The organism is Microbacterium sp. ZW T2_14, from assembly GCF_044987405.1.
In the GTDB taxonomy this organism is placed as follows: Bacteria; Actinomycetota; Actinomycetes; order Actinomycetales; family Microbacteriaceae; genus Microbacterium.
The window spans coordinates 1-19082 of record NZ_JBJDRK010000071.1 but is presented as its reverse complement, the minus strand read 5'-3'; the positions used below and the strand labels follow the sequence as shown (position 1 = coordinate 19082).

The window sequence follows — 19082 nt, the reverse complement described above, 5'->3', positions numbered from 1 at the left end:
GTACTCAGGAACGCCGGCGGCCGCCGGGCCGACCGCGCGCGCCGCGGCCGCGGAATTTCGCGGTCGGCGCGGTGCATCGGTGTGGACATCCGGCCCCGGATCCTGAGAACGGTACGCGGACGGCGTCGGCACGCCCGACTCGCGGGACGTCGAGCCGGCGGGATGGGCGCGCTCGGCGAGCACGCCGGCTCGCATCTCGAGCACACTGTCGGCCGACGCGGTGAAGTCGGGCTCGTGCGACGCGGCCAGCACCGCTGTGCCATCGCCCGCGAGAGTGTCCAGCGCGACTCGGACCAGGTGCTGTGCGGCTGGGTCGAGTCCACGGGTCGGCTCGTCGAGCAGGAGCACGCGAGGGCGCGTGGCCAGTTGGATGGCGATGGCGAGGCAGCGTCGCTCGCCGGCGGAGAGGTCGCGTGGGTGGCGGGCGAGAAGCGCCGCGAATTCGGACCCCTCCGGATCGACCCCGAGGAACCGCGCGAACCGCGCGGCGGTGGACAGGCCCGCCGCCTCCTTCGCGTCACCGCGCGCCGGCCGTGCGGGCGTCGCGGCCCGCGACCGGGTGGCGCGCCGGTCGGCACGGGCGCACTCCGCCGTGACGGTGTCGCGCACGAACAGGTCGTCGGAGGCGTCCGGCACCAACGCGATGCGGCCCACCGTCTCGACGCGCGCGCCGCGCTCGGGCAGCGCCAGCGCCGTGAGCAGACTCGACTTTCCCGCGCCGTTGGGCCCGACCAGCGCGACGATCTCGCCGGCGTGCAGGTCGAGGTCCGCCGCCTCAACGGCCACCCTCCCGCCGTGGCTCACGGTGATGCCGCGGGCCGTCAGCACCGGCGTGCCCCACTGCTCGCCCCGCGAGATCGTGCCCCCGTCTACGGGTTCGGGGCGCGTGGCGTGCGTCTGGGGCGTCAGCGGCGCGCCCCGAACGCCTGCGCCGCGCCCCGAACCGGTTGCGGCACCACCCCACGGCGACGAGCCATCCGATGCCGCGACCGCACGCGCCGGCGCCGACCCATCCTCCGCGGCACCATCGACGATGACGACCGCATCCCCGTCGATCCGCAACACCGAGTCGGCGATGCCCGACAGCGACGCCACCCGGTGCTCGGCCACGACCACGCAGATGCCCGCCTCATGTGCAAGGGCGTCGAGCAGCCCCGTGATGCGCGTGCGGGCGTCGGCGTCGAGGTCGGCCAGCGGCTCGTCGACGAGCAGCAGGATCGGGTGCTCGACGATCGCCGCGGCGATCGCGACGAGCGTCGCCTCGCCCGCCGACAGCCCGCGCGTCGGCCGGTGGAGCAGCCCCGTCACGCCCACCCGCGCCGCCACCTCGGTCACCCGGGCGCCGACGATCACCGGCGCGACGCCGCGCAACTCGAGCGACAGGCCGATCTCGTCACGCACGCGCTCCGTGGCGAACGCCTCGCGCGGATGCTGCAGCACCACGCCGACACGTCGCGCCAGATCCCGCGGCGGCACAACGCTGCGTTCGTGTCCGACGACGCGCAGCGAGCCGGCGATCCAGCCGCCGTCGGTGTGCGCGTGCAGCCCCGCGAGCGCGCGCAGCAACGTGGACTTTCCCGACCCGGTCGGCCCCGCCACCAGGGTCAGCGTGCCGGCCTCGAGGACGAGCTCGGAGGGGAGACGGATGCCGGAGCCCGCGGCCGCCGGCCCGAATCCGATCTCGACGTCGTGGGCCTCGACCGGGGCGAGGCAGTCGCCGTCGAGCTCTCGTCCTGCGAAACCGCGCAGCTCGAGCGCGGCGGCGACGCCCCCGGCACGCTCGAGCGTGCGCTCGAGGAGGGGCAGCAGCATCCGTGGGCCGCTGTGCTCGCCGCGCAGCCGCTGCGCGAACCGCACCGCGCGAGCGCCGTCGGCGAGCGAGGGGAGCGTGGCCGCCGCGATCGCGAGGGCGCGTGCGATCCCGCGGAGCGGTCCCCGGCGGGATGCGCGGGCGAACACGCGGTTGAGGTCGACGAGGGCGTTCAGCACGCCGAACGCGACGATCGCCAGCGCGATCGGCAGGGCGCTGGCCGCGGCATCCCACAGTCCGTCCACGGTGACCGGACCCAGCAGCACCACATGCGCGAACGGCGACGGCAGCCGCACCGCCGGCAGGTCGAGCAGCACCGCGCCGTCGCCGTCGGCCCCGTGGAAGAGGACGCGGTAGGCGACCCGGGCCGCCACGAAGCCGGCGGCGAGAATCGCCGCGGCACGCAGGGGACCGGGTCGGAAGGTCATGTCAGGTGGTCGGCGCGGCCGGTTCGCCGTTCAGCGTGAAGAGCAGCTCGAGCGACTCGCCGGGCTCGAGCTGCAGGGTCGAGAGCCCCTCTTCGGCGTACGCCCACTCGCCCTCCGCGGCCTTCACCCAGAGCGACCAGTAGGCGAACGCGGCCGGCATGGACTCGCACGTCTCGAAGTACTCCGAGCCGTCCGCTGCCGGGATCGCGACGTCCTCCGCGGGCACGCCGTTGACGCGGCACACGACCTCGTCGCCGTATTCGTCGGTGCCCTCCGTCGTCACGTTGACGAGGGTGAGGGCGTCGGCCGCCGCGAGCGGCTCCTCGGTGCCGATGCACCATTGCTTGCTGTCGCCGTCTTCGAGGGCCGACGCGTCGACCGCCACGGTGATCCCGGCGTCGTCGGCGCACGCGCTGTCGAGGATCGCCACGGTCTTGGTCTCGGCGGGCGTCGGAGACGCGTCCGGTGTGCCGGAGCACGCGACGAGGGCGAGGAGCAGGGCAGCGGATGCCGCGGCAGCGGCCACGGTGCGAAGAGTCGGGGTCACCGATCCAGGGTAGTTGCGGGCGGCGTCGTCCGGTTGCCCGATGACGCTCGCTGACGTGCGGCCCTAGGCTGGCCGGGTGAGCGTTTCGGAACTGTTCGACGAGGACGAGTGGACTGCGGCACCCGGCCAGACCGGAAGCGATGGGCAGGCCGGCGGCTACACCGACATCACGTCCCACGTCTCGAAGGACGGGCGCATCGCGCGCATCGCGTTCCACCGCCCCGAGGTGCGCAACGCGTTCCGCCCGCACACCGTCGACGAGCTGTACCGCGCGCTCGACATCGCGCGGCAGGACCCGCGGATCGGGGTCGTGCTGCTCACCGGCAACGGGCCGAGCCCCAAGGACGGCGGCTGGGCCTTCTGCTCCGGCGGCGACCAGCGCATCCGCGGTCGCGACGGCTACAAGTACTCCGACGACGAGGCGTCCGTTCCCGCCGACGCGTCGGCACGCGCCGGGCGGCTGCACATCCTCGAGGTGCAGCGGCTGATCCGCTTCATGCCCAAGGTGGTCATCGCCGTGATCCCCGGCTGGGCGGCCGGCGGTGGACACTCGCTGCACGTCGTGTGCGACCTGTCGATCGCATCGGCCGAGCACGGCCGGTTCAAACAGACCGACGCCGACGTCGGCTCGTTCGACGCCGGCTACGGGTCGGCCTACTTCGCGCGCCAGATCGGGCAGAAGTTCGCGCGCGAGGTGTTCTTCCTCGCCGAGGAGTACTCCGCGCAGCGCGCCTACGAGATGGGCGCCGTGAACCGGGTCGTGCCGCACGCCGACCTGGAGCGCGAGGCCCTCGCCATGGCCCGCACCATCCTCACCAAGTCGCCGACCGCGATCCGCATGCTGAAGTTCGCGTTCAACGCCGTCGACGACGGCATGGTCGGCCAGCAGGTGTTCGCGGGCGAGGCCACTCGCCTGGCGTACGGCACCGATGAGGCCGTCGAGGGCCGCGACGCGTTCCTCGAGAAGCGGGATCCCGACTGGTCGCCCTACCCCTGGCACTTCTGAGGGCCCGCCGTGCACGAACTCCTCATGATCGCGCGACGGGGCGATGAGCACGGCCGAGACCGGCCGCGCCGACGCTCTCTGGAGGAGTTGATGCTCGCATGAGGCTCGAGCCCGTCGTCGGCGACGACCCCCGCGAGATCCTGCGGGCGCTGCGCGCCGCGCTGAACGGCGCCGGTCCGGCGCTCAGCCTCGGCCTCATGAGCGGACTGCCGGCGGAGGTCCGGCCGGGTACCGCCGTCGTCGTGACGACCTCGGGGTCGACCGGCATCCCCAAGAGCGTCGTGCTCGGCCGCGACGCCCTCACCGCGAGCGCGATGGCGACCGCCGATCGCATCGGCGACGGCGCCTGGCTGCTCGCCCTCCCCGCGAGCTACGTGGCGGGACTGCAGGTGCTCGTGCGCGCACTCATCGCGGGCCGCGAGCCCGCGATCCTCTCCGGTGCGTTCACGCCGCAGTCCTTCTCGGCCGCCGCCCTGCTGATGGTGTCGTCGGAGCGGGGGGAACGCGTCCCGACGTACACATCGCTCGTGCCGGCGCAGCTCTCGAAGCTGCTCGACGCGGCCGCGCAGGACAGCACGGTGCTCGGGGCCCTTCGGTCGTTCGAGACGATCCTCGTCGGCGGCCAGGCGCTGCCCGCCGCGACGCTCGAGCGCGCCGAGGCCGCCGGTGCGCGCATCGTCCGGACCTACGGCTCGACCGAGACCAGCGGCGGCTGCGTGTACGACGGCGTGCCGCTCGCGAACGTGCGCGTGCGCGTCGAGCACGGCGAGGTCCAAGTGTCGGGACCCACGCTGGCGGAGGGCTACCTGGGTGATCACGAGCGAACGGATGCCGCCTTCTTCCGCGAGCGCGACGGCACCCGGTGGTACCGCACCGGCGACGCCGGCATCTTCGACGACGGCGTGCTGCGGGTGCGCGGGCGCATCGACAACGTCATCGTGTCGGGCGGCGTCAACATCTCCCTGGACCGGGTCGAGCGGATCGTACGCGGGATACCGGGACTCGACACGGCCGTCGTGGTGGGCGTTCCGGACGAGCGCTGGGGCGAGGCATCCGTCGTCGTCGCCTCCCGTGGCGAGGCCCTCCGCCGGAGCGAGGCCGTGCAGCTGCAGGAAGCGCGCGCGGCCGTGCAGGCGGAGATCGGCGCGCACGCGCGCCCGTCGCGCCTCGTGCTGGTCGACGAGCTGGCCACCCTGCCGTCGGGCAAGCCCGACCGCGAGGCCATCCGCCGCGCCGTCCTCGCCCTGCACTGACCGCGCGCGCCGCCCGCTCACGGCGGGGCGTCGTGCTCAGCGCCCGCATCGTCCTCAACTGAGGACGTGTGCCGAGATGAGGTCGATTCCGCGCGATTCGTCCCTCATCTCGGCTCCGTTCCTCATTTGAGGTGCACGTGCGTCCTCATCTGAGGAAACGGCCGGCGAGACAGGTGGTGACGCCGCTCCGCCACCGCCGGTGAACGGCCGCGGGCCGGGCGCCGGGCCAGCCCCGCGTCACTGCGGCAGCCCCGCGTCACTGCGGCGCTGGCCGCGTCACTGCGGGTACGGGCCGGTCTGCACGACGCAGAACCTGTTGCCCTCGGTGTCTTCGAGCACGACCCAGTCGGCGTCGTCCGGGTAGCCGTCCCAATCGACCTCGCGGGCGCCGAGGCCGAGCAGCCGCTGGATCTCGGCGGCCTGGTCCTCGGCGTACAGGTCCAGGTGGATGCGCGGCGGGTAGTGCTGGGGGTAGCCGGTGACCGATAGGGCGAGACTCGCCCCGGGCGCCGCCCAATGGGCTTTGCCCGGCGGATCGAGGATCACCCAGTCGTCGCTCGGCTCGCTGCGGTTGTCGTACCCGAGAGCTGCGCGCCAGAAGTCGCCGGCGCGCCCCATGTCTTCCACCGTGAGGACGGTGGATCCGATGCTCAACATGGCCACCATGATGGGGCAGGATGCCGCGGCCCGGCAGGGGGCTTGACGCGCGACGCTCCTCTTCATCGGCTCGACCCCTATGATGTGCATTCGTGGCAGGAACCCCCAGCAAGAAGCGCAGCACCGCGGCACGCAAGAAGCAGCAACCCCGCGGGAATCCGCAGAAGGCGCGCGTCTCGCGCGACCCCGCGCGCATCCCGGATCCCACGGTCGGCGACTGGATCGGCGCCGCGCGCCTGCGCACCCTGCCGCTGGCGGTCACGCCGATCCTCGTCGGCACGGGGGCGGCGATCCTCGTGACCGACGTCTTCCACTGGGTGATCGCGCTGTTCTGCCTCATCGTCTCGGTGTCGCTGCAGATCGGCGTCAATTACGCCAACGACTACAGCGACGGCGTCCGCGGCACCGACGACTTCCGCGTGGGCCCCGCGCGTCTCACCGCCTCTCGCATGGTCAAGCCGCGCACCGTGCTGTTCGTGGCGCTGGCCTTCTTCGCGATCGCCGCGGTCGCCGGTCTGGCCATCACGATCCGCACGCAGCAGTGGTGGCTCATCGCGGTCGGCGCCGTCTGCATCATCGCCGCGTGGTTCTACACCGGCGGTAAGCGCCCGTACGGCTACTACGGTCTGGGTGAGCTCTTCGTCTTCGTGTTCTTCGGACTCGTGGCCACGCTCGGCACGACCTGGGTCCAGGCGCTCGCCCTGCCGCAGGAGGCCTGGTTCGGCGCCGTCGGCGTGGGACTCCTCGCCTGCGCCGTGCTCCTGGCCAACAACCTCCGCGACATCGACCAGGACCGCGTCGCGGGCAAGAAGACGCTCACGGTGCTCATCGGCCGCACCGCCACGCGCTGGCTGTTCACCGTGTTCGTGCTGGTGGCGTTCCTCATCGCGGCGTTCCTCGCGTGGATCGGCTACCCGATCGCCTGGCTCACGCTTCTCGCCCTCCTCGCCGGGCTGCCCGCGATCCTCATCGTGTGGACGTACCGCGAACCCCGCGAGCTGGTGGTGGCGCTCGGGCTCAGCTCACTGACGTCGGTGGCGTACGGCGCCTTCCTCATGTGGGCCTTCATCGGCTGAGCACGGATGCCGCGGCCCGCGTCCGTCGGCCCCCGCACGCACCCCGCCTCCGAGCGCGGCTGGCGATCACGCACCCGGCGGGCGATCACGCGCGGCTGACCTGTTGAAGGCGCGACCGCAAGGCAGCTTGGGGCCCTGGCGCAGCGGATGTCGCGGCGGGCGGCATCCATGTCCTTCCCCGTACCAAAAGTCGGGCGCGCGACCGCGACACGCCGGAATGGGATGCCGCGGCGCGGCGCGTTGCGTGACGCGCCCGACTTTTCGCGCGGCGGAGCCCGCCGCGAGGGCGGCGCCGGTGGCGCGGAGGGGCCGGCCGGGAGGGCGGGTGCCGGCCGGGTCAGGACCTCGAGGCCCCCGGCGCATCGGGAGCGCCGGGGGCGTCAGGCGCCCGGGGAGGAGCTACGGCGTCGGCCGCGGCATCCTCCGCCTGCTCGTCCGTCGCCGCGGAGCGTGACCGCTCGCGGCGCTCGGCCAGGCCGGCGGTCGCGTCGGCCAGCGGTTTGCGCAGGAACAGCACCGACAGGCTGAGGCCGATGAGTGCGGCGAAGATGGCCGCGAGCCAGTAGTACTCCTGCATGATCGGGAACAGCATGAGGATGCCGAACGGCACGAGGAATGCCAGCAGCCGCAGCACCGAGTAGACGATGGCCGAGCGCGCTTTCACCTCTCCATCCTACGTTCGCCGCGCAGGCGGGTTTCGGCGACGGTTGCGTCACGGAGCAATGCCGGCCGCCCATGCCGGGCCCCGCCCGCCTAGGATGGGAAGATGCCTCGGGTGCTGTTGATTCTGGCCCTGGTGGCGACCGCGTTCTGGGTCTTCACCATCGTCGATTGCGCGGTCCAGCCCCCGAACCGGCACCGCGGGGTGAGCAAGCCGGTGTGGATCCTCATCGTGGTCCTGCTGCCCGTGCTGGGCGGCATCCTCTGGCTCATCGTCGGGCGCATGCGCGCCTCGACCGTCGCCGCCCGTCGCGCGCCGGACGACGATCCCGAATTCCTGGGTCGCATCGGCAGCATCAGCGATCAGGACGAGCGCATCCGCCGCCTGGAGGAGGAGCTCGCACAGCTCGACTCCGAGAGCGAGGATCCGCGGTGGAACCCGCCGGGCACGCCCGCGGCATCCGATGACACTACTGGGCCGGGCGGAATCGCTCCCGCCGCTGCGGGCGGGTCGACCGCTCCCGGAACCCCGCCGCAGTCGAAGCCGCCGACCCGTCCCGCCGAGGGCGACGACGACGCCCGCGGTCAGCGCGGGGCCATCGGCTGACGTGATCGGGACGCGCGCCGACGACGGCGCTCTCGACTCCGCGCCCGCCAGCGATGCCGCCGCGGCGCTGCTGTGCCGGCTGGTGGAACTCGGGGTTCGCCACGTCGTGCTGAGCCCCGGCTCCCGCTCGCAGGCGCTCGCGCTGGTCGCCGCCGAGCTCGAGCGCCGTGGCGCGATCCGCCTGCACGTCCGCATCGACGAGCGGGTCGCCGGCTTCACGGCGCTCGGCATCGGACGCGAGACACGGATGCCGGCGGCCGTGGTCTGCACGTCGGGCACCGCGGTCGCCAACCTGCTGCCGGCCGCGCTCGAAGCCCATCACGCCGGCGTGCCGCTGCTGCTGCTCACGGCGGACCGCCCGCCCGAGCTGCGCGGCGTCGGCGCCAACCAGACCACTCGCCAGCCGGGGATGTTCGCGCCCACCGTGCGACTCGAAGCCGATGTGCCGGTGCCGGAGGCGGTCGATCCCGATGGCACGCACGAGCAGAGCGCGATGCTGCGGGCGCTGGCCGACGAGGCGGTCGCCGCCGCGCTGGGTGCCGGCACCCGTGCGCCCGGGCCCGTGCATTTGAACCTGCCGTACCGCGAGCCGTTGGCCGGAGCGCTCCCCGGCTGGATGGGCGTGCCGGCGTCGGAGCTCGAGACCGCCGCCGACGACGACCCCGACGGGCCGCCGGTGGACGCCGAGGTCGAGGACGAGGCATCCGGAGCGCTCTACCAGGGCGGCGGCGGGATCGGCGAAGCCGATGTGCCGACCGAGCCGGAGGACGCGCCGCTCGTCCTGGAACGAGGACCCCGCACGATCGTGCTCGCCGGTGCCGACGCCGGCCCCGATGCCGAGGAGCTCGCGCACGTCGGCGGGTGGCCGCTCATCGCCGAGATCGTGAGCGGTGCCCGCTACGGACGCCACCTGGTGCACGGGTACCGCCGGCTGCTGCGCGAACCCGAGCTCGGCGGGCGCATCGAGCGCGTCGTCGTGCTCGGTCATCCCACGCTCAGCCGCGAGACCGCGAAGCTGCTGGCGGATGCCGACATCGAGGTCGTGGCCGTGCGCGGCCCCGGCGAGCCCCTCAACCTCAACGGCGCGACGTTCGCTGCCGACCGCATCGCCGTCGCGACCGGCGACCCCGACCGCGACTGGCTCGGGGAGTGGCTGCAGGCGTCGCGCGCGGCATCCGTCGATCTCACGCCGCCCGCTCCCGACGCCGACGGGCTCTCGTCTGCGGTGCCGGGGGAGCGGCTGGGCGCCATCGCCGCCGAGCTCGAGGTCATCCGCGCGCCGATCGACCGCGCCGCGCTCGTCGACGCCGTCTGGCGTGCCACGTGGCCCCACGATCGTCTCGTGTTCGGCTCGTCGCGGCTGGTGCGCGTGGCCGACGAGGTGCTTCCCGGCAAGAAGGTGCCGGTGCACGCCAATCGTGGGCTGGCGGGCATCGACGGCACGATCGCCACGGCCACCGGCATCGCGCTGGCGAGCCAGACGTCCGGCGATCCGGGCGTCACGCGCGTGATCCTCGGCGACCTCGCCGTGCTGCACGATGTCGGCGCGCTGCTCCTGCCTCCGCACGAGCAGGAGCCCCGGCTGCAGCTGGTGGTCGGCAACGACGGCGGCGGCACGATCTTCGACGGCCTGGAGGTGGCCGCCGTGGCCGGCTCCGACGTCATGGATCGCGTGCTCTATACACCGCACGCCGTGCACCTCGAGCAGTTGGCGCTCGCCTACGGCTGGGAGTACCGCCGGGTCACGACGCGCTCGGCGCTCGACCAGGCGCTCACCTCGCCGATCGAGGGCCGACAGCTCATCGAGGTGCCGCTGGGACGCTGAGCCGCGGCATCCGCCATGATGGCTCCATGATCGCCTCGAGTCAGAAGCACTGGAGCGGCGACGTCGCCGATCTCCTCCGTGTCGGCGAGGGCTTCGTGCTCGCCGACGTCGACACCCGTTCGACGCCGGGCTACGCGAAGGACAAGGTGCACGCCGCCGAAGACCTGAAGTCCGGCGCGCGGGAGCTCGACGAGTATCAGGAGCGGCTGTTCGCGCGCAGTCGCGTCGACGCGACGGATGCCGCGGTGCTGCTCGTGCTGCAGGCCATGGACTCCGCGGGCAAGGGCGGGATCATCCGGCACGTGGTCGGCTCGGTCGACCCGCAAGGCGTGGTGCTGTCGGCGTTCAAGAAGCCGACACCCGAAGAGCTCGAGCACGACTTCCTCTGGCGGGTGGAGCAGCGCCTGCCGGTGTCGGGCCTCATCGGCGTCTTCGACCGCTCGCACTACGAGGACGTGCTCATCGGCCGGGTGCGCCAGCTCGCGCCGACGGAGGAGATCGAGCGTCGCTACAACGCGATCAACGACTTCGAGAAGCGGCTCACCGAGACCGGCACGCGGGTGGTCAAGGTGATGCTGCACATCTCGCCCGAGGAGCAGAAGTCCCGGCTCATGGAAAGGCTGGAGCGCCCCGACAAGCACTGGAAGTACAACCCGGGCGATGTCGAGGAGCGGGAGCTCTGGCCGTCGTACATGGCGGCGTACCAGACCGTCTTCGAGCGCACCTCGACCGAGCACGCACCGTGGCACGTCGTGCCTGCCGACCGCAAGTGGTACGCGCGCCTCGCGGTGCAGCATCTGCTGCTGGAGGCGCTCGAAGAGATCTATCCGCACTGGCCCGCCGCGACCTTCGACGTCGAGGCCGAGAAGAAGCGGCTCACCGCGAGCTGACACGGGTCGTCCCCTCTGAGGCACGCGCATCGGGATGATATCGACCTGATGAGGTATCCGATGGTCATAGGTACTTGATGTGATACAGTACTGCACATGACACAAGACGACGCGTTCGCGGCCGACCTGCTGCGCGGTCATACCGACACGATCGTGCTCGGGGTGCTGCGGCGCGGCGACGCGTACGGCTTCGAGATCTACAAGGCCATCCGCGACGCGACCGGCGGTCAGCACGAGATCAAAGAGGCCACGCTGTACGCCACCTACCGCCGCCTCGAGAAGGACGGCCTGGTCGAGTCCTACTGGGGCGACGAGTCCCAGGGCGGCCGCCGCAAGTACTACCGCATCACCGATGCCGGCCGAGCCGTGTTCCGCGGCAACGTCGCGGCCTGGACCGCGACCCGGCGCATCATCGACGCCCTGCTCGACGTGAAGGAGAGCCAGCAATGAACCCCGACATCCACCGTCTCCTCGACGAAGCCTTCCAGGGCATCGAGATGACGCCCGACGCGCAGGACCTGAAGGAGGAGATGCGCGCGAACCTCATGGCGCGCGCGGACGAGCTCGCGGCTGCCGGCGCCACGCCGGACGATGCCGCGCGCCAGGCGATCGCCGAGCTCGGCGACGTGCGCGCCCTGCTCGATGACACCCCGGATGCCGCACCCGGGCGCGGCGGGGTGGACTACACGTCGCTCGTCCTGCGCCATCGGGTCCGCCCGAAGCCGGGCTTCGTCGTGAGGGTCGTGGTGTGGTCGATCGTCGCCACACTCGGAATCACGCTCGGCGTCCTCGGCGCGACCGGCCTGCTGCCGGTGGCCGTCGGCGGTCAGCTCGCGCTCTTCGGCCTCGCCGCGGCCGCGCTCGGCCTGGTCGTCGGCGACTCGCTGTCGCAGGAGACCACCACCAACCACCCCATGCCGCGGACGCGCGCGGTCGCCTACGGCCTCGCGACGTTCCTCGGCGCGTACGGGCTCGGGTTCGGCGGGCTCGTCGCACTGGGCACGATGCCCGTCTGGGGCATCGTGTTCGCGGCGCTGGGAGTGATCGCCTCGATCGTCCTCTTCTCGTTCCTCGGCGCGACCCAGACGAACCGCCACAAGGCCTGGACCCGCGAGGCGCTGCGCAACGAGCCGCCCAACCGGTTCGAGCGCGAGCCCGAGACCGCCGCGCGCTTCGGCGTGTACACCGCCGCCATCTGGCTGGTCACCTTCGCCGTCATCGCGGTGCTGGTCTTCACGGTCGGCTGGTGGTGGGCGCCGGTCGCCTTCGTGGCGGGCTTCGCCCTCATGATGTTCGTGCTCGCCCGCATGCTCTTCACCCCCGACAAGCCCGCCGGTCGTTGAGCGAGCGCAGCGAGACGAAACGCGCCTGAATTCCGCGCGACCCCGCGCGTCTCGTCTCGCTCGTTCCTCGCCCGCTCAACGACCGGGAAGCCGCTACCACATTCGAAGGAAGGGATGCTTCGCCATGCCTGAAAACTCCACCGACGACGGCACCGCCATCGTCGCCCGCGACCTGGTCAAGGTCTATCCCGGCCGCGGCCGCAGACCCGCTGTCCGGGCGCTGGACGGTCTCGGATTCTCCGTCGGGGCCGGCCGAGTGTTCGGCCTTCTCGGCCCGAACGGCGCCGGCAAGTCCACCACGACCAAGATCCTCACGACGCTGTCACGCCCGACGAGCGGCACGGCGTCCGTCTCCGGCCACGACGTCGCGACCGACCCCGCCGCCGTGCGCGCCGCGATCGGCTACGTCTCACAGGGCTCGAGCACCGACCCGGTGCTGACCGCGCGTGAGAACCTCGAGATCGCCGGCCGGCTGCGCGGTGTGGCGCCGCGCGATGCCCGCGCTCGGGCGCTGCGCCTGCTCGACGAGTTCGGCCTGGCCGAGGCATCCCAGCGCCCCGTCGGCGCGTTCTCGGGCGGCATGCGCCGTCGGCTCGACGTCGCTGCGGCGCTCGTGCACCGTCCGCGCGTGCTCTTCCTCGACGAGCCCACGACGGGCCTGGACCCGGAGGCCCGCGCGACGATGTGGGCCGAGATCCGGCGGCTCGCGGGGCAGGAGCCGGCGGCCCGCGAGGGCCGACAGCCGCTCACCGTGGTGCTGACGACCCACTACATGGAGGAGGCCGACCGCCTGGCGGACGACCTGCTCCTGGTCAACCGCGGCCGGGCGGTCGTGCAGGGCACCCCCGCCGAGCTCAAGGCCGCGCTGCACGGCGACTCGGTGCGCGTCTCGCTCGTCGAGCCCGACGCCGCGGCCGTCCGTGCTGCGATCGGGCGCGTGCCGGGCCTCCGCGACGTCGTGATCGAGGCGAGCGGTGTCGACGGCGTGCTCGCCGCCCGCACCGACGATGCCTCCGCAGCCGTCGGGGCGGTCATCGTGGCTCTGGATGCCGCGGGCATCCGCTACGGGCAGGTCGCGGCATCCCATCCCACCCTCGACGACGTGTACCTCCACTTCGTCGGTCACACGTTCGACCCGACCACGAGCGGGAACTCCGCGTCCCGCACGGACGCCGACACGACGGGAGTCGCCGCATGAGCACCGCATTCGCCCTCACTCACCACGAAGCCCGCCACACCCGGGCCGGTCGTGCCGGGTGGTTCACGCAGGCCGGACAGGTCCTGCGCCGCTGGCTCATCTCGTCGCTACGCCAGGCGTGGGGACCGGTGATGTCGCTCATCCAGCCGGTCATCTGGATCGTGCTGTTCGGCGCCGTGTTCTCGACGCTCGGCGATCTGCCCCAGTTCAGCGCTGCCACGGGAGCCGGCGGATACATCGACTACCTGGTCCCGGGCATCCTCATGATGACGGTGCTCTACTCCGGCGCGTGGGCGGGAACCGGCTACATCGACGACATCGGCTCCGGCGTCATGGATCAGTACCTGACGTCGCCGGTGCACCGGTCGGCGATCATCAGCGGGCAGCTCGCCCAGCAGCTGATCATCAACCTCGTCCAGTCGCTGGTCGTGCTCGGCATCGGCTGGCTCGCCGGCGCCCGGTACTCGGGCGGCGTCGGCGGCATGCTGATCACGCTCGGCGTCGCGACCCTGCTGGCGACGATCTTCTGCTGCGCGTCGACGGCCGTGGCCCTCATCTCCCGCAGCCAGATCGCGCTGATCAGCCTGTCGCAGCTCATCGTGCTGCCGGCGACGTTCCTGTCGACGACGATGATGCCCGCCGACCTCATGCCGGAGTGGGTGCAGGACGTCGCGCGATGGAACCCCATGAACTGGGCCGTAGAGCTCGGCCGCGGCGGGCTGACCGGCGAATACCCGGCCGCGGGCTGGTGGCAGGCGGGCGGACTGGCGGTGCTCGCCGCGCTCGCCTTCCTGTGGGCGGTCCGCTCCATCCGCGCCTACCAGCGCTCGGTGTGATGCCGCGACGATCCCGGGGCCCCGGCCCCCGGATCGTCGCGCTTAGGGTGGAGCGGGTGAGCACCCCCGATCCGGTCCGCCTCGCCGCGGACGCGTACGTCCGAGAACTCGCCGCCCACGAGCCCGACGCCGCGATGGCGATCGGCGCTGCGGGCCCGCCGCTGCCCGACCTCTCGCCCGAATGGCTGGTGCGCAAGTACGACCTGCAGGGCGAGACGCTCGCGGCGCTGCGATCGGCGGGTCCCGGCGACGAGACCCTGCGGGCCGCACTGGGGGAGCGTCTCGAGCGCGAGCGGATGCTGTTCGACACGGGTTTCACGTCGCGCCTCGTCGCCGGTCTCGCGACGCCGGTGCACCTGGTGCGCTCCTCGTTCGAGGGGCTGACGGTGACTCCGGATGCCGCGGGCCGAGCGCTCCTCGAGGGTCTGGAGGCGGCGCCGGCCGCTGTCCGCCAGTACGTGCGAGCCCTGCGCTGGTCGCGCGACCACGCCGATCGCTTCACGGGGACCGGCGTCGCGCCCGTCCGGCAGTTGGACACGCTCGCCGATCAGGTACAGGGCTGGATCGCCTCGGACTGGTTCGGATCCGTTCCGCTCGCCGACGGCGCCGGCGCGACGGACGCCGCGCGGGTGCGGGCAGCGGCCGATGAGATAGCGACGGCGCTCGCCGAGCTCGTCGAGGTGCTGCGCGTCGAGCTGCGCCCCGTGGCGCCGGCGGCCGACGGCGTCGGCGAGCAGGTCTACGCCGACCTGTCCGCCGGCATGCTCGGAGCCCGCATCGACGTCGGGGAGACCTATGCGTTCGGCTGGGCCGAGCTGGAGCGGCTGACCGGCGAGGCGCGTGCCCTCGCGCGCGAGCTCGGCGGGAGCGGGGACGATCCGGTGCGGTCCGCGGCATCCGTTCTCGATTCCGACCCGCGCTACCGGCTGGAAGGTGTCGACGCCATCCGCACATGGCTGACCACGCGCGTCGCCGAGACCATCGATGCCGTGGAGCCGGCCTTCGACCTGCCCGCGTCGGTGCGCAACGTGGAGTGCCTCGTGTCGGAGGCGGCATCGGGTGTGGTCTACTACACGCCCGGCGCGCCCGACGGATCGACGCCGGGGCGGGTGGTGTGGACGATTCCGAGCGGCGTTCCGGTCGCGGCCACCTGGCAGGAGGTGACGAGCGTCCACCACGAGGGCGTCCCCGGCCACCACCTCCAGTTCGCGCTCACCGCCGCCTATCCCGAGCTGCACGCCTGGCAGAGGCACCTGTGCCACATCCACGGCTATGCCGAGGGGTGGGCGCACTACGCCGAGCAGCTCGCCGACGAGCTCGGTCTCATCCGCGACACCGCCGAGCGCCTCGGTCTGCTCCTGGGACAGATCTGGCGGTCGGTGCGCATCGTCGCCGACATCGGCCTGCACACCGGCCGCGCCATCCCCGAGAACGCTCTCGTCAGCGAGGGGGAGTGGACGCCCGAGCTCGCCCGCCGCATGCTCGTCGCCTTCGCGCTGGTCGAGCCCTCTCTCGCCGGCTTCGAGGTCGACCGGTATCTGGGCTGGCCGGGCCAGGCCCTGGCGTTCAAAGTCGGGGCGCGACTGTGGCTGGAGGCGCGAGCCGCGCGCGAGTCCGCCGAGGGCGCTGACTTCTCACTCCGTGCCTTCCACCGCGATGCGCTCGCCCTCGGGCCGATGGGACTCGACCCGCTGCGCGCGCTGCTGGCAGGGCCGGTGCCCGCAGCCCGCTAGTCCCGGTGGCCGAACTACGCGGTGGCCGGACTGCGCGGTGGCCGGACTGCGGGGTGGCCGGGCTACGCGGTGCGACCGTCGCGGTCGTCGCGGACGACCACGCCCGAGGCCATGACGAAGTGGAGGGTCCGCAGCGCCCCGATGCTCGCCGTGGGGTCTTCCCGCAGGGCGATGAGGTCGGCGGAGAGGCCGGGGCGCAGCATCCCGTACCGCTCCTCGTCGCCGAGCCAGCGTGCCGGCCCTGCGGTCGCAGCCCGGATGACGTCCGGGGCCGAGAGGCCGCCGGCCTGCATGTGCTCGAGCTCCCGCACGATGGCGCTGGTGCCCCCGAACGCCCAGTAGGGCGGCATGTCGCTGCCCAGCAGGACCTCCACGCCCGCGTCGAGCGCGTGGCGGTAGGACTCCAGGTGCCGCTCGGCGGCTCCGAGCGAGCGCTGCTGCATCCATGGCGGCACGCCGAGGTCGTCGAAGAACGCCTGCGCCCGCGTCACCACCAGCGTCGGCACGAGTGCCGTGCCATGCTCGGCCATGAGCCGCGCGACCTCCGGGGTGAGCGCATAGCCGTGCTCGACGCAGTCGAGGCCGAGCTCGACCGCTTCCGCGATGACCGCGGACGGCCCGGCATGGGCGGTGACCTTTCGGCCCCACGCGTGCGCCGTCGTGATGGCGGCGCGCATCTCGTCGCGGGTCAGCTGGGCCGTCGAGATCTGCTCGTGCTCGCCGGCGATGCCGCCCGAGATCATCAGCTTGATGAGGTCGGCGCCGAGCGCGACCTGACTGCGCACGCCGCGTGCGAAGGCGTCGGCGCCGTCGCACTCGATCGTGTCGTCGGTGTCGTGGCCGTGCCCGCCGGTGCAGCACAGCGCGCGGCCTGCGGTGCGGATCCGCGGTCCGAGCACCTGTCCGGCCTCGATCGCCCGCCGCAGCGCGAAGTCCGCTCCGGCCTTCTCGGCCACGCTCCGCACCGTCGTCACGCCCGCGAGCAGCGTCCGCCGCGCGGCATCCGCCATGTACAGCGCCAGATCGTACGGACCCAGCGCGCTCACCGCGTCGCCGCCCGGCCCGGGGAGCGAGAGCGAGAAGTGATTGTGCATGTTGACGAGGCCGGGCATCACGAAGCCGCCGCCCAGGTCGATGGACGCGACGGAGGCGGGGACGGATGCCGCGGCCACCACATCCGCGATCAGACCGTCCTCGATCACCAGCGCGAGGCCGTCCTGCGGCTCCGGCGTGACGCCGTCGACGAGGCGAAGATTCGTCAGCACCGCGTTCCCGCGGGTCGGCAGCGAGGCGGGTGCGCTCACGCCAGCGCGTCCACGATGGGACGGAACTTCACGCGCGTCTCGAGCAGCTCCGCTTCGGGGTTGCTCTGCGCGACGATGCCCGCGCCGGCGTGCGCGACGACGGGGATCGTGTCGCTGTAGGCGGCGAAACGGCGCGCCGGCTCGGCGCCGATCTGCGCGCACCGCAGCGCGATCGCCCATTCGCCGTTGCCTTCGCCGTCGATCCAGCCGACCGGCCCGGCATAGCGGCCGCGATCGAACGGCTCGAGCCGTTGGATCAGGTCGAGCGCGGCATCCCGCGGCGTTCCCGCCACGGCCGCGGTGGGGTGCAGCGCCGCCACCAGATCGAGCGCCGATGCGTGGTCGGCGAGGTCGCCGGCGACATCCGTCGCGAGATGCCAGAGGTTCGGCAGCTTCAGCGTGAACGGCTCGGGGTCGGCGCGCAGATGGCTGACGTGCGGCCGGAGGGTCTCCAGCACGCTCTGCACGGCGAACCGGTGCTCTTCGAGGTCCTTGGAGCTGTGAGCGAGGGAGCTGGATGCTCCGGCGTCGTCGTGCGCGTCGGTTCCTCGCGGGATCGTCCCGGCGAGCACGCGGGCCGTCACGACCCCGCGGGAGGCGGTGACGAGCGTCTCGGGACTCGCCCCGATGAGGCCGTCCACGGCGAAGGTCCACGTGTCGGGGTAGTCGTGCGACAGGGCGCGGACGAGGCGGCGCAGATCGGCGCCCGCAGGTACGGTGCCGACGAGGTCGCGCGCCAGCACGACCTTCTCGAGCTCACCGGCGACGATGGCGTCGACCGCCTGCCGCACTGCCGCCTGATAGCCGGCCGGGTCCAGAGTGCCGGGGCCGAGCGTGCCCGACCAGTGCGGTCCGTAGGGTCTCGGCTCGACGGCGGGGTCGGTGAGGTCCGTGGAGGCCTGGCGGATCCGCGTGACCCACGACCGTCCGCGGTGCCGCCCGACGACGGCCTGCGGCACGATGAGGCGGCTGGTGCCCGACGACCGCTCGTCGAAGACGAGAGTGCCGAACGCCACGAGGCCCGTGCCGGGCAGGCCGAGCGGGTCGTCGACCTGGGCCGTCGCCGCGATGCCGCGCCAGGTGTCGGCGGCGCCGGGCATCGCGGCCGCGTCGACACCGGGGGCGCTGTGCGGTCTGCGCGCGTAGCCGCCGACCTCGCCGATGCCGACGATGCCGTCCCCCCGACGCAGCCACGCCAGGGGCTCGTCGGGAGAGGCGTAGGCCAGGAGGTCGTCGACGTGCTCGATCTCGCGGGTCTCGACCACCAGCTGGGGCGGGCGATGCGCAGATGTCACCCCTCCAGCCTAGACTCGCGGGGTGACTGCCGACGCCGACGCACAGCACAGCTCCGTCCCCGCCGACCGCCCCGCGCCGGGCGCTCCACTGCAGTTCCGCTGGACGAAGTGGGACGGTGGCGACCACTGGGTCAACGACGGCATCTACCTGGGCAGCGACCGCTGGGGCGACTGGATCGGGCAGCCGGACGGCTGGCGCAACGTGCGCCCCGGGCTGGAGTTCGTCGCCGACGGCCCGAACGTCACGCTGCTCCCGCCGAGCGGCGACTACGCCATGACCGTCCACGGATCGCCGCGGCGCGTGCGCATCTACATCGACATCGCCTGGGACATCCGCTGGGAGAACCGCGAGCCGCGCGGCATCGACATGGACCTCGACGTCGTGAAGGCGATCGACGAACGCGGACTGTTCATCGACGATCGCGACGAGTGGGACGAGCACCGCGTCGCCTACGGCTACCCGCTCGACGTGGTCGAACGGCTCGACGCGCTCGCCCTCGATCTCGAGCGTCGCGTGGCCGCCGCCGAGGCGCCGTTCGATGACGCCACGCCGAACGCCTGGCTCTCCCGGGTCGCCGCGTACGACGGGGTCGCACCGCCGCCGCCCGTGTCGT

18 protein-coding genes are annotated in these 19082 nt (G+C 72.8%); 12 read left to right on the top strand and 6 right to left on the bottom strand.

Annotation, left to right across the window (positions count from 1 at the left end; all coding sequences use genetic code 11):
- Both ACI3KY_RS18130 and ACI3KY_RS18125 read right to left on the bottom strand, forming a co-directional pair.
- Nucleotides 1-2238 (bottom strand): ATP-binding cassette domain-containing protein (locus ACI3KY_RS18130; protein WP_404931534.1); only part of this gene is annotated, 2238 nt, incomplete at its 3' end.
- Between the two features lies 1 nt (nt 2239).
- The gene (locus ACI3KY_RS18125; protein WP_404931533.1) at nt 2240-2785 is read right to left on the bottom strand and encodes a hypothetical protein; all 546 of its coding nucleotides are present in this window, start codon (nt 2783-2785) and stop codon (nt 2240-2242) included.
- A gap of 76 nt (nt 2786-2861) precedes the next feature.
- On the opposite strand from ACI3KY_RS18125, the gene ACI3KY_RS18120 reads away from it, so the two are divergent.
- Both ACI3KY_RS18120 and ACI3KY_RS18115 read left to right on the top strand, forming a co-directional pair.
- Nucleotides 2862-3791, top strand: a complete 930-nt coding sequence (locus ACI3KY_RS18120; protein ID WP_404931532.1) for a 1,4-dihydroxy-2-naphthoyl-CoA synthase — start codon at nt 2862-2864, stop codon at nt 3789-3791.
- A 98-nt stretch (nt 3792-3889) separates the two neighbouring features.
- A complete protein-coding gene (locus tag ACI3KY_RS18115) occupies nt 3890-5044 on the top strand; it encodes an AMP-binding protein (RefSeq protein ID WP_404931531.1) in 1155 nt (384 codons plus the stop codon).
- A 276-nt stretch (nt 5045-5320) separates the two neighbouring features.
- Here ACI3KY_RS18115 and ACI3KY_RS18110 read toward each other — a convergent pair whose 3' ends face one another.
- Nucleotides 5321-5701, bottom strand: coding sequence for a VOC family protein (locus ACI3KY_RS18110; protein WP_404931535.1), 381 nt, complete (start codon nt 5699-5701; stop codon nt 5321-5323).
- Nucleotides 5702-5793: 92 nt separating this feature from the next.
- Here ACI3KY_RS18110 and ACI3KY_RS18105 point away from each other — a divergent pair, with 92 nt between their 5' ends.
- Nucleotides 5794-6777 (top strand): 1,4-dihydroxy-2-naphthoate polyprenyltransferase, encoded by a 984-nt coding sequence (locus ACI3KY_RS18105; RefSeq protein WP_404931530.1) that lies wholly within the window; start codon nt 5794-5796, stop codon nt 6775-6777.
- A gap of 337 nt (nt 6778-7114) precedes the next feature.
- Here ACI3KY_RS18105 and ACI3KY_RS18100 read toward each other — a convergent pair whose 3' ends face one another.
- Nucleotides 7115-7441, bottom strand: coding sequence for a DUF4229 domain-containing protein (locus tag ACI3KY_RS18100; protein WP_404931529.1), 327 nt, complete (start codon nt 7439-7441; stop codon nt 7115-7117).
- A gap of 102 nt (nt 7442-7543) precedes the next feature.
- Here ACI3KY_RS18100 and ACI3KY_RS18095 point away from each other — a divergent pair, with 102 nt between their 5' ends.
- From ACI3KY_RS18095 to ACI3KY_RS18060, 8 genes are all read left to right on the top strand, one after another.
- Entirely contained in the window at nt 7544-8044 is a 501-nt protein-coding gene (locus tag ACI3KY_RS18095; protein WP_404931528.1) for a PLD nuclease N-terminal domain-containing protein, read from the top strand.
- 1 nt (nt 8045) lies between these two features.
- Complete coding sequence (gene menD, locus ACI3KY_RS18090; RefSeq protein WP_404931527.1) at nt 8046-9869, top strand: 2-succinyl-5-enolpyruvyl-6-hydroxy-3-cyclohexene-1-carboxylic-acid synthase; 1824 nt, start codon at nt 8046-8048, stop codon at nt 9867-9869.
- 26 nt (nt 9870-9895) lie between these two features.
- Nucleotides 9896-10759: a polyphosphate kinase 2 family protein gene (locus ACI3KY_RS18085; protein WP_404931526.1), complete on the top strand. Its 864-nt coding sequence runs from the start codon at nt 9896-9898 to the stop codon at nt 10757-10759.
- Nucleotides 10760-10855: 96 nt separating this feature from the next.
- On the top strand, nt 10856-11209 hold the full coding sequence (locus ACI3KY_RS18080) for a PadR family transcriptional regulator (protein WP_194413056.1): 354 nt from the start codon (nt 10856-10858) through the stop codon (nt 11207-11209).
- Complete coding sequence (locus ACI3KY_RS18075; RefSeq protein WP_404931525.1) at nt 11206-12102, top strand: permease prefix domain 1-containing protein; 897 nt, start codon at nt 11206-11208, stop codon at nt 12100-12102. The genes ACI3KY_RS18080 and ACI3KY_RS18075 overlap by 4 nt, the downstream gene beginning before the upstream one ends.
- Nucleotides 12103-12226: 124 nt before the next feature.
- On the top strand, nt 12227-13300 hold the full coding sequence (locus ACI3KY_RS18070; protein WP_404931524.1) for an ABC transporter ATP-binding protein: 1074 nt from the start codon (nt 12227-12229) through the stop codon (nt 13298-13300).
- Entirely contained in the window at nt 13297-14136 is an 840-nt protein-coding gene (locus ACI3KY_RS18065; RefSeq protein WP_404931523.1) for an ABC transporter permease, read from the top strand. The genes ACI3KY_RS18070 and ACI3KY_RS18065 overlap by 4 nt, the downstream gene beginning before the upstream one ends.
- A gap of 56 nt (nt 14137-14192) precedes the next feature.
- The gene (locus ACI3KY_RS18060; RefSeq protein ID WP_404931522.1) at nt 14193-15869 is read left to right on the top strand and encodes a DUF885 domain-containing protein; all 1677 of its coding nucleotides are present in this window, start codon (nt 14193-14195) and stop codon (nt 15867-15869) included.
- A 62-nt stretch (nt 15870-15931) separates the two neighbouring features.
- Here the strand turns inward: ACI3KY_RS18060 and ACI3KY_RS18055 are convergent, their stop codons facing one another.
- The gene (locus tag ACI3KY_RS18055) at nt 15932-17173 is read right to left on the bottom strand and encodes an amidohydrolase family protein (protein WP_404931521.1); all 1242 of its coding nucleotides are present in this window, start codon (nt 17171-17173) and stop codon (nt 15932-15934) included.
- A complete protein-coding gene (locus ACI3KY_RS18050; RefSeq protein ID WP_404931520.1) occupies nt 17170-18468 on the bottom strand; it encodes an isochorismate synthase MenF in 1299 nt (432 codons plus the stop codon). The genes ACI3KY_RS18055 and ACI3KY_RS18050 overlap by 4 nt, the downstream gene beginning before the upstream one ends.
- A 22-nt stretch (nt 18469-18490) precedes the next feature.
- Between ACI3KY_RS18050 and ACI3KY_RS18045 the strand changes: the two genes are divergently transcribed.
- Nucleotides 18491-19082: DUF402 domain-containing protein (locus ACI3KY_RS18045; protein WP_404931519.1), on the top strand; the 592-nt coding region annotated here is incomplete at its 3' end.

Excerpts from the sequence above, each read along its gene's own strand:
- ACI3KY_RS18115 (WP_404931531.1), top strand. The coding sequence starts at position 3,890 with ATGAGGCTCGAGCCCGTCGTCGGCGACGACCCCCGCGAGATCCTGCGG.
- ACI3KY_RS18110 (WP_404931535.1), bottom strand. The coding sequence starts at position 5,701 with ATGTTGAGCATCGGATCCACCGTCCTCACGGTGGAAGACATGGGGCGC.
- ACI3KY_RS18095 (WP_404931528.1), top strand. The coding sequence starts at position 7,544 with ATGCCTCGGGTGCTGTTGATTCTGGCCCTGGTGGCGACCGCGTTCTGG.
- ACI3KY_RS18085 (WP_404931526.1), top strand. The coding sequence starts at position 9,896 with ATGATCGCCTCGAGTCAGAAGCACTGGAGCGGCGACGTCGCCGATCTC.
- ACI3KY_RS18080 (WP_194413056.1), top strand. The coding sequence starts at position 10,856 with ATGACACAAGACGACGCGTTCGCGGCCGACCTGCTGCGCGGTCATACC.
- ACI3KY_RS18075 (WP_404931525.1), top strand. The coding sequence starts at position 11,206 with ATGAACCCCGACATCCACCGTCTCCTCGACGAAGCCTTCCAGGGCATC.
- ACI3KY_RS18070 (WP_404931524.1), top strand. The coding sequence starts at position 12,227 with ATGCCTGAAAACTCCACCGACGACGGCACCGCCATCGTCGCCCGCGAC.
- ACI3KY_RS18065 (WP_404931523.1), top strand. The coding sequence starts at position 13,297 with ATGAGCACCGCATTCGCCCTCACTCACCACGAAGCCCGCCACACCCGG.